The sequence below is a fragment of the Kitasatospora sp. CM 4170 genome (genome assembly GCF_032110285.1).
In the GTDB taxonomy this organism is placed as follows: Bacteria; Actinomycetota; Actinomycetes; order Streptomycetales; family Streptomycetaceae; genus Kitasatospora; species Kitasatospora aburaviensis.
On record NZ_CP134877.1, the window covers coordinates 7,490,476 to 7,503,085 of the forward strand.

At 73.9% G+C, this 12,610-nt stretch carries 12 protein-coding genes; 4 read left to right on the plus strand and 8 right to left on the minus strand.

The features are described 5' to 3' along the window. Nucleotides 1-14: 14 nt before the first annotated feature. Nucleotides 15-206: a DUF5999 family protein gene (locus RMN57_RS31570; protein WP_313766696.1), complete on the minus strand. Its 192-nt coding sequence runs from the start codon at nucleotides 204-206 to the stop codon at nucleotides 15-17. Nucleotides 207-627: 421 nt separating this feature from the next. Then, nucleotides 628-1,200, minus strand: a complete 573-nt coding sequence (locus RMN57_RS31575) for a hypothetical protein (RefSeq protein WP_313766697.1) — start codon at nucleotides 1,198-1,200, stop codon at nucleotides 628-630. A 365-nt stretch (nucleotides 1,201-1,565) separates the two neighbouring features. Here RMN57_RS31575 and RMN57_RS31580 point away from each other — a divergent pair, with 365 nt between their 5' ends. Together RMN57_RS31580 and RMN57_RS31585 are read left to right on the plus strand one after the other, a co-directional pair. Further along, on the plus strand, nucleotides 1,566-3,071 hold the full coding sequence (locus tag RMN57_RS31580) for a glutamate-cysteine ligase family protein (RefSeq protein WP_313766698.1): 1,506 nt from the start codon (nucleotides 1,566-1,568) through the stop codon (nucleotides 3,069-3,071). 153 nt (nucleotides 3,072-3,224) lie between these two features. After that, a complete protein-coding gene (locus RMN57_RS31585) occupies nucleotides 3,225-4,016 on the plus strand; it encodes a CPBP family intramembrane glutamic endopeptidase (protein ID WP_313766699.1) in 792 nt (263 codons plus the stop codon). On the opposite strand, the gene RMN57_RS31590 is transcribed toward RMN57_RS31585, so the two are convergent. From RMN57_RS31590 to RMN57_RS31615, 6 genes are all read right to left on the minus strand, one after another. Further along, complete coding sequence (locus RMN57_RS31590; RefSeq protein WP_313766700.1) at nucleotides 3,994-4,527, minus strand: HAD domain-containing protein; 534 nt, start codon at nucleotides 4,525-4,527, stop codon at nucleotides 3,994-3,996. The two genes, RMN57_RS31585 and RMN57_RS31590, sit on opposite strands and share 23 nt — an antisense overlap. Before the next feature lie 142 nt (nucleotides 4,528-4,669). Next, nucleotides 4,670-5,971: an MFS transporter gene (locus RMN57_RS31595; RefSeq protein ID WP_313766701.1), complete on the minus strand. Its 1,302-nt coding sequence runs from the start codon at nucleotides 5,969-5,971 to the stop codon at nucleotides 4,670-4,672. 128 nt (nucleotides 5,972-6,099) lie between these two features. Next, nucleotides 6,100-6,801, minus strand: a complete 702-nt coding sequence (locus tag RMN57_RS31600; RefSeq protein ID WP_313766702.1) for an alpha/beta fold hydrolase — start codon at nucleotides 6,799-6,801, stop codon at nucleotides 6,100-6,102. A 137-nt stretch (nucleotides 6,802-6,938) separates the two neighbouring features. Then, the gene (locus tag RMN57_RS31605) at nucleotides 6,939-8,351 is read right to left on the minus strand and encodes a sugar porter family MFS transporter (RefSeq protein ID WP_313766703.1); all 1,413 of its coding nucleotides are present in this window, start codon (nucleotides 8,349-8,351) and stop codon (nucleotides 6,939-6,941) included. Nucleotides 8,352-8,467: 116 nt separating this feature from the next. Further along, nucleotides 8,468-9,124, minus strand: coding sequence for an FMN-binding negative transcriptional regulator (locus RMN57_RS31610; RefSeq protein ID WP_313766704.1), 657 nt, complete (start codon nucleotides 9,122-9,124; stop codon nucleotides 8,468-8,470). Between the two features lie 12 nt (nucleotides 9,125-9,136). After that, a complete protein-coding gene (locus RMN57_RS31615) occupies nucleotides 9,137-9,799 on the minus strand; it encodes a pyridoxamine 5'-phosphate oxidase family protein (protein ID WP_313766705.1) in 663 nt (220 codons plus the stop codon). Between the two features lie 34 nt (nucleotides 9,800-9,833). On the opposite strand from RMN57_RS31615, the gene RMN57_RS31620 reads away from it, so the two are divergent. Next, a complete protein-coding gene (locus tag RMN57_RS31620; protein ID WP_313766706.1) occupies nucleotides 9,834-11,171 on the plus strand; it encodes an aminotransferase class I/II-fold pyridoxal phosphate-dependent enzyme in 1,338 nt (445 codons plus the stop codon). A 156-nt stretch (nucleotides 11,172-11,327) separates the two neighbouring features. Beyond that, on the plus strand, nucleotides 11,328-12,518 hold the full coding sequence (locus RMN57_RS31625; RefSeq protein ID WP_313766707.1) for a GDSL-type esterase/lipase family protein: 1,191 nt from the start codon (nucleotides 11,328-11,330) through the stop codon (nucleotides 12,516-12,518). Nucleotides 12,519-12,610 lie beyond the last annotated feature (92 nt).

Here is a 12,610-nt window from a genome sequence, read left to right on the forward strand (position 1 = left end):
CCCGCCGACGGCCGTCAGGCCGCGTGGGCGACGGGGCGGCGCGGGGCGATCACCCGGCCGTCGGGCAACAGTTCCCCCGTGTCCTCGAACATCAGGACGCCGTTGCAGAGCAGGCTCCAGCCCTGCTCCGGGTGGCAGGCCACCGGCACGGCCGCCTCGCGGTCCTCGGACTCGGCCGATGGGCACTCAGGACGGTGCTGGCACATACGCGTACCCTCGCTTCGCTCTGCGATCCTCCCCGTGATGCGGCGCCCTCGGGTGGCCGTCGGGAGCCGCCGCGGTAGTCGGATCCTGTCCGGCGCCGGAGCAGGTGTGGACCGGCGCTCAAGTGGGTAGGACAGGTGGTCCTTCCACGCTGGTTCCCAGTGTCGGCATCCCGGGACGCTCGCGCAGCAATTCGGTGACATGGGCCACAAGCGGCGGGCAGAGATCACCCGTTCAGGTGGCTTCGGCCGGAAATCGCGCCCGGACGGGCCATCCGGCGGCTGGCCCAGGAGGGCTATGCCCGATGGCCCGTCCGGGTGGGGCGGGCGAAACGAGTGGCGGGGGTGACGGGTGGCGGAGGTGTCGCTCGGGACCCGCCCGGGGCGGGGGTCGCCCGGGCGGGCCCGGCGGTGGGGGGATGGCTCAGGGGGAACCGAGCAGCAACGGGCGGCCGAGCGGCGCCCGGGCCAGGACCGGGAGCAGGTCGGCGGCCGGGTAGGCGCGGTGCGCGGTGACCCCGAGCGGGGCGGGTGCCAGCGGGATCAGCAGGTCCCCCTCCGGCCCGCCGTCCGGGCCGTGCAGCCAGAGCGCCGTCGCGTACTGCCCCGGGAAGGTCAGCAGCCGGGGCTGCCGGCGGGCCCGGGAGGTCTGGGCGAGCTGCCAGGCCTGGCGCAGCGCCCGCACCGTGGAGTCCAGGTACGGGCCGGCGGTGAAGTGGGAGAAGGTGTGGCCCTCGACGCCCTGCACCACCTCGGCCGCGGCGGCCACCTCCGCCCCGTCCTTGATCAGGAAGCGCCAGCCCGTGCGCCGGGCGGCGGCGAGCTCGGGGCGCGGCCCGTCCAGGACGTGGACCGCGAGCGGATGCGCGGGCAGCAGCGGGCCGGCCGGATGGCGCAGCGCGGCGGCGGCGGGCTGGCGCAGCGCGGTCTCCGAGTCGAGCGCGGCGAGGACCGCGCGCAGGGCGCTGGGCGGGGGCTGGGGGGTCTGCAGAGTCATGGCGGGGTCGCCTCTCCGTGCGAGATCGGCGTGCGAGTGCGGCATACCGGCGGGGCGCGGTGTGCGTCGGTGACGGGACCTGGCCGTGTCCGGTTGTGCATGATCGCGGTGCGGGCGCGGTCGCTTCCGTCGACGAGGGTTTCGGAGCGGTAGCGGGCCGGCCTGGGCGCAGTGCGAATTCTATCGAACAGGTGCGCAGGGTGACCTGTTTATCACAGGCCGTGGCGCCGGGCAAGTCGGCAGATGTGCTGAAAGACCATCAGTTTCCTTGCTTTGCAAGCCGTTCGAACCAATCGGGTATCGATCTTCGGGGTGGGCATGATGCTTGCACGGTCGCTCGGCCGGGCGGCTCAGAGGAGGGGATCATGGGCGAGAAGGTCGTGGCGACGCGGGCGGACCTGTCGGACCGGCAGCTCTACCGCCGCAAGCTCCAGTCCTGTCTCGACGCACTCGGACGGATGCTCCGGGAGGAGCGCTTCGACCGCCCCAGGGCGGTGATGGGCCTGGAGATCGAGCTCAACCTGGCCGACGAGCAGGGCCTGCCCGTGATGCGCAACGCCCAGGTGCTCAGCGCGATCGGCTCCAGCGACTTCCAGACCGAGCTGGGCCAGTTCAACATCGAGGTCAACATCGCGCCGCACCGGCTCTGCGGTCACGTCTTCGAGGAGCTGCGCGAGGAGATCGACACCGGGCTGCGCTACGCCGACCGGCGGGCCGCCGAGGCCGGGGCGCGGATCGTGATGGTGGGCATCCTGCCGACCCTGGAGCACGACCACACCGGGCTGGACGCGATGTCCCACAACCAGCGCTACAGCCTGCTCAGCGACCAGATCCTGGCCGCCCGCGGCGAGGACATCACGCTGGACATCGAGGGCGTCGAGCACCTCCAGCTGGAGTCGATCACCATGGTCGCGGAGGCCGCCGCGACCTCCCTGCAGCTGCACCTGCAGGTCACCCCCGAGCGGTTCTCCTCGGTCTGGAACGCCGCCCAGGCGCTCTGCGGCGTGCAGCTGGCGCTGGGCGCCAACTCGCCCTTCCTGTTCGGGCGCGAGCTGTGGCGGGAGACCCGGCCGGTGCTGTTCCAGCAGGCCTGCGACACCCGTTCGGCGGAGCTCAAGGCGCAGGGCGTGCGCCCGATCACCTGGTTCGGCGAGCGCTGGGTGGACTCGGCGTACGACCTGTTCGAGGAGAACCTGAAGTACTTCCCGGCGCTGCTGCCGATCTGCGACGACGAGGACCCGCTCAAGGTGCTCGCCTCCGGCGGCGTGCCGCGGCTCGCCGAGATGCGGCTGCACAACGGCACCATCTACCGGTGGAACCGGCCGGTGTACGACGTCAGCGGCGGCGTGCCGCACCTGCGGGTGGAGAACCGGGCGCTGCCGGCCGGGCCGACCGTCGCCGACACGCTGGCCAACGCGGCCTTCTACTACGGGCTGGTCCGGGTGCTCGCCGAGCAGTCCCGCCCGATCTGGACCAGGATGCCGTTCGAGCGGGCCGACGAGAACTTCCGGCAGGCCGCGCGGTACGGCATCGACGCCGTCCTCCAGTGGCCGCGGCACGGCCGCGCCGGGCGCGGCGGCGGCCTGGCCGCCGTCCCCGCCGTCGACCTGGTGCTGAACGAGCTGCTCCCGCTGGCCTACCAGGGGCTGGACGAGTGGGGCGTGGAGCCGGCGGACCGGGACCGCTACCTCGGCATCATCGAGCAGCGCTGTCTGCGCCGGGTCAACGGCGCCTCCTGGCAGAGCGCCACCTTCCACCGGCTGCGCGAGCAGTTCGGGATGGACCGGCCGGCCGCGCTGGCGGCGATGACCCGCCGGTACGCCGAGTACATGCGCGCCGGTGAGCCCGTCCACACCTGGCCGGTCGGTTAGGGCCTGTCCGGCCGGGGCCAGGGTCCTGCGAGCCCGTCGGGGTCCGTGCCGGTCGGTGGGCGCTTGACCCGGCCCCGACGCCCTCCTGTGGAAGGATGACCGCTCCGGCGGTCGGCCGACGGCCGGAGCGATGCCGGACCGCTGGAGCACGCCGTGACCACCGCCTCGACCGAACAACCGGAGACCGCGAAGCCGACGCGCCGGCTGCTCGGAGTGGAGCTGCTGACCGTCCTCGGCCTCTCGCTGGGGGCCAGCGGGATCGGCGCGCTGATCAGCTTCACCGGCTCGCTCACCGAGGCGCTGAAGCTCGGCCAGCAGGTCGCGACCCTGAACGCCTCGCGCGCCCCCGGCCGCCCCTGGCTGGACCTCGCCTGGCAGCTCTACTACGTCGCCCGCGGGCTGATGCCGGTCGTCCTGGTCGGCTACCTGCTGGTGCGCGAGGGAACCTCACTGAGGGTGCTCGGCTTCGACCTCGGTCAGAAGCTGCGCGACCTGGGCCGCGGCACCGTCGTCGCGGCCGCGATCGGCGGCTCCGGGCTGGCGCTGTACCTGCTCTCGCAGGCGGCCGGCTACAACCTGACGGTGGCGCCGTCCGGGCTGCCGGACGTCTGGTGGCGGATCCCGGTACTGGTCGCCTCCGCCTGGCAGAACGCCATCCTGGAGGAGGTCGTCGTCCTCGGCTACCTGCTGCGCCGGCTCGGGCAGTTGGGCTGGTCGTGGCCGGCCGCGGTGGTGGCCAGCTCGGTGCTGCGCGGCTCGTACCACCTCTACCAGGGGGTCGGCGGGCTGGTCGGCAACATGGTGATGGGCGTGGTGTTCTGCCTGCTGTACCGGCGGTGGGGGCGGGTGATGCCGCTGGTGGTGGCGCACGCGCTGATCGACACGGTGGCCTTCGTCGGGTACGCCCTGCTGGCCGGGCACGTCAGCTGGCTGCCCACCGGCTGATCGCCGCCCGGGCGAGGGCGGTGCGCGGCGGGCGGGCGAGCAGCCGGTCGACGTGCCGGCGCTCCAGGCCCTGGGCGGGGTCGATCGGGAGCAGCAGGCGGTCGCGGCGGAGGACCGAGCCGCGGACCAGGCGGGGCGGGATCACGTCGTCGACCCAGGCGAACGGGCGGCCGCCGGCGTAGCGCAGCAGCGGGGCCCACTTGTGGGCGGAGAACAGCTCCATCAGCGGTACGCGCGGGTCGCCGGGCTGCGGGACGTAGCCGGTGAAGCGGACCACCGGGAGTTCGGGCAGGCCGATCGCCGGGGCGATGTGGGTGTTGGCCTCCTCCTCCCAGGTGGTGGCCCAGACCAGCTCGTAGCTCCCGGCGAGTTCGCGGAGCCACTCGCCGTGCCGGGCCGAGAGCAGGACGGAGTAGCCGAGCAGGGTGTGGGTGTCGAAGTCGCCGTCCGGGCCGGGACAGACCGGATTGAGCACACCGTCGACGTCCAGGAACAGCAGTGGCTTCGGCATCGGGCCCCCCAGGCGTCACTCCGTCGTTCACCTGGTCGGACGAGCGGCGCCCGCCGGTGGTTGCCCACCGGAGGGCGCAGGCGGGGGAGCACGGGGCGCGTCGACGCCGGTCACGCCGGTCACGCCGGTCACGCCGGGGGTGTCAGCGGTGGGCGTCGGCCGGCGCGACCGGTTCGGCCGCCCCGCCGGACTGCGCGGCCGGGGCGGCGGGGGTGCGCCGGGAGAGCCGGCGGACCTGCGGCTCCAGCAGCACGGCGGCGCTGAGCACCAGGGAGATCGCCGCACACGCCCAGAGCGCGCCGGAGAGGCCGAGGGCGTCGGCGGCCGGTCCGGCCAGCGCCGTGCCGAGCGGGGCCAGTGAGAGCGAGCCGAGCTCGTCGTAGGCGGCGACCCGGGAGAACGCCTCGGCCGGGATCTCCTGCTGGAGCGCGATCATCCAGTTGACGCCGAAGACGGTGACCCCGGCGCCGGACAGGAACATCGCCACCGCCAGGACCGGCAGCGGGGCGGCCACCGCCAGGGCGAGCGCGGGCACGCCGAACAGGAAGACGCCCCAGTTGCCGACCAGCAGGATCCGGCGCGGGTGCCAGCGGACCATCAGCAGGCCGGTGGAGACCAGGCCGATCCCGTAGGCGGCCATCGCCAGCCCCCAGGCCCGCGCCCCGCCGAGGTGCTGCTTGGCGACGATCGGCCCGTAGACCGCCTCGACGGCGCTGACGCAGGCCACCAGCACGGAGAACTGGAGCACGATCACCCAGAGCCAGCGGCGGGAGGCGAACTCCTGCCAGCCCTCGCGCAGGTCGCGCAGCATGCCGCCGCCCCGCGCGGTGGTGAGCGGCTGGGTCTCCAGGAAGAAGCGCAGGGCGGCGGCGACCAGGAAGCAGCCGGCGTCCACGGCCAGCACCCAGCCGGGGCCGATCGCGGCGGTCAGTGCGCCGCCGAGCGCGGCGCCGCCGATCTGGGCGCCGTTGAGGCCCATCCGGAACACCGAGAAGGCGCGTGCGGCGTGTTCGGGGGCGACGCTCTCCAGGATCATGCCGCCGGCGGCGGGGGAGTAGAAGGCGTAGCCGGCGCCGCCGCCGGCGGAGAGCAGCAGCAGTTGCCAGAGCTCGGCCTCACCGGTGAGGACGAGGACGGCGAGGGCGGCCTGGGCGAGGGCGCTGAACAGGTTGGCGGCGACCATGATGTGGTGGCGCGGCAGCCGGTCCGCGAGGGCGCCGCCGAGCACCAGCAGCAGCACGGTGGGCAGCAGCCGGGCGGCCGTGACGTAGCCGACGTCGGCGGTGGAACCGCCGCCCTCCAGGATCGCGAACGCGGTGGCGATGGGGGCGCCCGCGTTGCCGAGTCCGCTGATCACGGTGGCGGCGGTCTGGATGCGGAAGTTGCGGCCGGCCCAGGCGAACCGGGGGGCGTGCGGGGGTGGGGGTGGGGGTGGGCTCTGCACCCCGTGACTATGCCGGGGCGGATGCTCCGCGTCCATCCGATTACCGGACGATCCGCTGGTGGGCTGGTGGGCTGGTGGGCCCCGGCGCGGCGTGCGGCGGGGAGGCCGGCCGGGCCGGTTCGGCGGGGTCAGCCGAGGTGGCCCCAGAGGAAGCTGAGGGTGCGCTGCCAGGCGATGCCGGCCTGCAGTGCGTCGTAGGTGCCGAGCAGGTTCTCGTCGTTCATGAAGGCGTGCCCGGCCGGGTAGAAGTGGACCTCCGGCCGGACGTCGGTGGCCTCGCCGATCCGGATCGCGGCCTCGTCGACGGCGGCCATCCGGATCGACCGGTCGTGCTCGCCGAAGTGGGCGAGGACGTGGGCGGTGAGGCCCCGGTAGTCGAAGTCCGGGTCGGGCGGCAGCCCGTAGAACGGGACCACCGCGGCCACCCGGTCGCCCTCGGCGGCGGCCAGCAGCAGGGCGAAGCCGCCGCCCATGCAGAAGCCGACGACGCCGACCGCGTCGCCCACCACGCCGTCCAGCCCGAGCAGGAAGTCCACCGCGCCGCGCAGGTCCCTGACGGCCCGCTCGACCGGCAGCTCGCGCTTGAGCCGGGCGGCCTCGGCGCTGTCGTGGGTGGTGGCACCGCCGAAGAGGTCGGGTGCGAGGACGGTGAAGCCCTCGGCGGCGAAGCGGTCGGCCATCGCGGCGACGTGTGAGGTGAGCCCCCACCACTCCTGCACGACCACCAGGCCGGGGCCGACGCCTTGGGAAGGGCGGGCCAGGTAGCCGTGGGCCTCGCGGCCGTTGCTCGGGAAGGTGACGTTCTGCCGGGAGCCGCCCTGGTCAGGCATGGCTTCCTCTCGGTGGGACGGGCCGCGCGCGGCGGCGTGGTCGGCGGTGGCGCAGCAGGTGGGCCGGTCGGCGGACCGGTGGTCCGGCCGGGGAGCCGGGGCCGGACCGGTCGGAGGGCCGTCGGCCGGTGGGTGGATCAGCCCATCTCCTCCAGGGGCCGGCCCTTGGTCTCCTTGATGCAGAAGGCCACGAAGGGGATGGAGAGCAGGGCGAAGACCGTGTAGATGACGTACGTCGCCGACAGGTTCCAGTCGGCGAGGTCGGGGAAGCTGACGGTGATCGCCCAGTTGGCGATCCACTGGGCCGAGGCGGCGACGGACAGGGCGAGCGCCCGGATCCGGTTGGGGAACATCTCGCCGAGCAGCACCCAGACCACCACGCCCCAGGAGAACGCGAAGCAGAACACGAAGACGTGCGCCGCGACCAGTGCGACGGTGGCGTACGTGTCGTCCAGGGTGGCGGTGTCGCCGGTGCCCACCCGGAACGAGAAGGCCCAGGCCGCCGTGGCGAGGGCCGCCGCCATGCCGGCCGAGCCGGCCAGCGCCAGCGGCTTGCGGCCGATCCGGTCGACCAGCACCATCGCGACCACCGTGCCGATCACGTTGACGATCGAGGTGGAGAGGCTGATCAGCAGCGAGTTGGACTCGTTGATGCCGACGGACTGCCAGAGGAACGACGAGTAGTAGAAGATCACGTTGATGCCGACGAACTGCTGGAACACCGAGGCGCCGATGCCGACCCAGACGATCGGCAGCAGGCCGAAGCGCCCGCCGAGGAGGTCGCGGGCGCGGGGCTTGTGGGCGGACTCCAGCACCGCGCGGATCTCGGCCACCCGGGCGTCGAGGTCGACCCCCTCGCCCTCCACCTCCAGCAGCACCTTGCGGGCCTGGGCCTCGCGGTGGTCGGCGATCAGGTAGCGCGGGGACTCCGGGATGGCCAGTGCCATCAGGCCGTAGACCACGGCGGGCACGGTCTCGACGCCGAGCATCCACTGCCAGGCCTGGATGCCGCCGAGGTGGCCGGTGGACTCGCCGCCGGCGGCCTGGTTGAGCGCCCAGTTGGCGAGCTGGGAGACGGTGATGCCGAGCACGATCGCCATCTGCTGGAACGAGGCGAGCCGCCCCCGGTAGGCGGTGGGCGCGACCTCGGCGATGTAGGTCGGGGCGATGACGGAGGCGATGCCGATCGCGACACCGCCCACCACCCGCCACAGCGCCAGCACTTGGACGGTAGGCGGGAACATCGAGCCGATGCCGCTGATCGCGAAGAGCGTGGCGGCCAGCAGCATCGTCCGGACCCGGCCGAGGTGGTCGGCGAGCCGGCCGGCGGCCACCGCGCCGGCCGCCGAGCCGAGCAGCGCGATCGCCACCACGAACGCGGTCTCGCCGTTGCCGACGCCGAAGTGCTTCTGGATGCCCGTCACCGCACCGTTGATCACCGCGCTGTCGTAGCCGAACAGGAAACCGCCCATCGCGGCGGCGGCGGAGATGAACACGACGTGCCCGAGGTGTGCTTCGCCGGAGACCGGATGACTGCGGGTTGTCGACACGGACGCTCCCCGAGTGGACGGGCCCGTCGGCGCGGCCGAGTGGGCAGGATTCGTCTCACATTCGATCAGCGTCCGGCCGGATTCGCCCGATTTCCGGCCGTTCGGGTGAGTGCGTGTCAGGGGCGCGGGTCGGCCGCGCGCCCGGACGTGCGCCCTGCGCGCCGGGCGTTGCGGCGGAGCACCTGGCCGCGGACGGCGGCGTCCAGGCCCTGCCCGCGTTCGGCCAGGCGCTGGGCGAGGGCGTACTGCTCGCCGGCGGGCTTCTTGTCGTCGTACTTGAACTTGGCGCGCACCTCGCGGACCGTCAGCCGCAGTCCGCACAGACCCGGCAGCTGCCGGCCGAGCGGGCCCTCGCCCGGGACGACGCGGACGTCCGGGGTCTCCGGCTGGAAGTGCGCCAGCTGGCGGTTGAGGATCTCCGCCTTGCCGGCCGCGTCCTCGACCGGCTCGGCGGTGCAGTGGAAGTGCACCGAGGCGTAGAAGCTGGTCGGGGTGCCGGGTTCGCCGCGCCAGTGCCCGGGGGCGAACGCGTAGTCGTCGGTGACCGCCAGGGTGACCGCCGGATCGGCGCGGACCGCGGCGAGCAGCGGGTTGGGCGCGGCGAGGTGGAGCAGGATCTCGCCGCGCCCGGCGTCCAGCAGGAAGTGCGTCGGGACCAGCACCGGGCCCTCGCCGGGCGGGCCGTTGGCGGCGAGCAGGCCGAAGTCGCGGCCCTCGGCGAGCCACGCCCGCCACTCGGCCTCGTCGCCGCGGTCCCAGGAGCGGATCAGCATGGCGGGCGCCGGTCAGCCGACGAGGTCGCGCAGGTGCGCGGGGAGCGGGACGGTGGTCGAGGCGTGCGGTGCGGGCGTGCCCAGCACCGTGGACACCGGTACCACGCCGGCCCAGTACGGGAGGTCGAGGTCCGCCTCGTCGTCGTCGGCGCCGTCGTCGCGGGTCTTGGCGGACACCTCGTCGAGGACCAGGCGGATGACGGCGGTGGCGGCGAGCTCCTTGGCGTTGGCCGGACGGACCTCGGCGGAGCGGCCGGGGACGGCCTGGTCCACCAGCGCGTCCAGCGCGACCGAGAGCTCCTCGGGGTCGGTGACCTGGTGGGCCGTGCCGTGGGCGACCACCGAGCGGAAGTTGACGGAGTGGTTGAACGCGGACTTGGTCAGCACCAGCCCGTCCACGAGCGTGACGGTGACGCAGACCGGAAGTCCCTGCCCGCCCTTGGCGCCGCGCATCGGCCGACTGCCGGTGGAGCCGTGGATGTAGAGGCGGTCGCCGACCCGCGCGTAGATGGTCGGCAGCACGACGGGGGCGCCGTCGGCCACGAAACCCAGGTGGCAGAGCCAGGTGCTGTCCAGGACGGCGTGGATGGCGTCCTGTTCCCAGGTCGCACGCTCCTTGTACCGGGTGGGGGTGGTCCGCGGGGTGCGGGCGTAGGACGCGGCGCCGTCTGACATGACAACCTCTATGTACTAGTGCATAATCTCTTTTGTGCTAGGAGACTATCCGATCAAGGGGCGGCGCGCCAGCGATATCGCGGCCGACGTCGAGCAGGGCGTCAGCAGCGGACGGCTCGCGCCGGGCACCGCCCTGCCCCCGCTGCGCGACCTCGCCGCCGAACTCGGGGTCAACCCCAACACCGTGGCCGCCGCCTACCGGCTGCTCCGCGACCGGGGCGTGATCGAGACCGCCGGCCGCAGGGGCAGCCGGATCCGCTCCCGGCCCGCCCACACCCCGCGCGACCAGATCCGGCTGCCCGTCCCGCCGCACGCCCGCGACCTCTCCCACGGCAACCCCGACCTGGGCCAGCTGCCCGACCTCGCCCCGGCCCTCGCGGTCGCCGCCGAGGCCGCCCGCCGCGACCCGGTGCGCTACGGGCACCCGTCCGCCGACCCCGGGCTGCTCGCCCTGGCCGCGGAGGGCTTCCGGTCCGACGGCCTGCCGGACGCCCCGATCGCCGTCGCCTCCGGCTCGCTCGACACCGTCGAGCGGATCATGCTCGCCTGGCTGCGCCCCGGCGACGCCGTCGCGGTGGAGGACCCGGGCTGGGGGAGCCTGCTCGACCTGCTGCCGGCCCTCGGCCTGCGCGCCGCACCGGTGCGCCTGGATGACGCGGGGCCGCTGCCCGAGTCGCTCGACGAGGCGCTGGCCCGCGGCGCCCGCGCGGTCGTGGTCACCAGCCGGGCGCAGAACCCGACCGGTGCCGCCCTCACCGCCGAGCGCGCGCAGGCGCTGCGCGCCGTCCTGGCCGGCCACCCCGACGCGCTGCTGATCGAGGACGACCACGGCCACGGCATCGTCGACCAGCCCTACCACCCGCTGGTCGGTGCCGGGTCGGTGCGCTGGGCGGTGGTGCGCTCGGCGGCGAAGGCGTACGGGCCGGACCTGCGGCTTTCGGTCGCGGTCGGCGACCCGGAGACGGTGGGCCGGGTGCTCGGGCGGCAGCGGCTCGGTGCGGGCTGGGTCAGCCACCTGCTGCAGCACACCGTCGCGGAGCTGTGGCGCAGCGACGCGGCGCCGGCCGCGCGGGTGGCGGCGGCCTACCGGGAGCGGCGGGACGCCCTGCTGGGCGAGCTGGCCGCGCGCGGGATCGAGGCGCACGGCGCGAGCGGGCTGAACGTCTGGGTGCCGGTGCCGGACGAGACCACGGTGCTCTCCGCGCTGGTGCAGCGCGGCTGGGTGGCGGCGCCGGGGGCGCGCTACCGGCTGCAGTCGCCGCCCGGGATGCGGATCACCGTCTCCGAGCTCGACCCCGCGGACGCGCGGCGGCTGGCCGACGATCTGGCGGCCGTCCTGGGAACGGGCGGTGCCGTCCCGCGACTGATCTGAACCGCCCGGTAACACAACGAGAAACCTGCTGCAGATACCTAGCGGTAACAACCGCGGGCATGTCATCTTCATCGCGCCACCGGCCGGCGGCCCACCCTCACCTACGCGTCCCACCCGTCCCCACACACGGGTGGGACCGACAGCAGGAGTTCCGCCGTGCCCGAAAGCAGTTCGAGCATCACCCGCAGAACCACCCGCTTCACCCGGCGACTGCTCGCCGCCGTCCTCGCCCTCCCGCTGAGCGCCGTCGGCCTGGTGGTCGGCGCCGCCGCCCCGGCCCGCGCCGCCGCCGGGACGGGAACCACCGCCAGCGTCACCCTGGGCGACAGCTACATCTCCGGCGAGGCCGGCCGCTGGAAGGGCAACTCCGTTGCCACCGGCGGAAACCGGGCCGGTACCGACCGGTCCTGGACGGGCAGCGGCTACGACCCGTCGCGGATCTACGGCAGCACGTACGCGAGCGGGTGCGACCGCTCGGACGTCGCCGAGGTGCGCAGCGCCCCGACCGTCGCGCAGACCCAGATCAACCTGGCCTGCTCCGGCGCCGTCGCCGCCAACGTCTACCGTGCCGCCAACGGCGGCCAGTCGTTCAAGGGCGAGGCCCCGCAGGCCGACCAACTCGCCGCCGTGGCGGCCCAGTACAACGTCAAGCTGATCACGCTCTCGATCGGCGGCAACGACCTCGGCTTCTCCGACGTCATCGAGACCTGCGTGAAGGACTACCTGGTCTGGTACTCCTACTGCCACGACGACCAGCAGGGGGAGATCGACTCCCGGATGCCGGGGGCGATGGCCGGCGTCGGCAAGGCGCTTGACGAGATCCGGGCGGTGATGACCAACGCCGGCTACCGGGCCGGCGACTACCGGATCGTGCTGCAGTCCTACCCCTCGCCGATCCCGCGCAGCGCGGAGATGCGCTACTCGGAGAGCGGCTGGACCCGCTCCAACACCGGCGGCTGCCCGTTCTGGGACGGCGACGCCGACTGGGCCCGGGACTCGCTGGTGCCGCAGATCTCCGGCGAACTGGGCAAGGTGGCCGCCGCCAAGGGCGTGCAGTTCATGGACCTCGCCGACATGCTGCAGGGTCGCGAGGTCTGCTCCACGGCGACCCGCCAGCCCACCTCGACCTCCGCGCCCTCCGCGACCACCAGCGAGTGGGCCCGGTTCGTCGACGGCGGCCTCAACAGCTCGCAGGGCACCGTCCAGGAGTCGATGCATCCCAACTACTACGGGCAGCAGGCGCTCGGCCAGTGCCTGACCCTGATGTACGCGCGGCCGAGCGGTGACTACGCGTGCCGCAACACCGCCGGGCGGGACGCGAGCGGGATGTACCTGGTCGCCGAGTAGCTTCGCCGGACGGGCCTTCGGGCCTGTGGGCCTGCGGGGCCTGTGGGCCTGTGGGTCTCCGGGCCAACGGCCGGCGCCCTGCCCCGCGGACC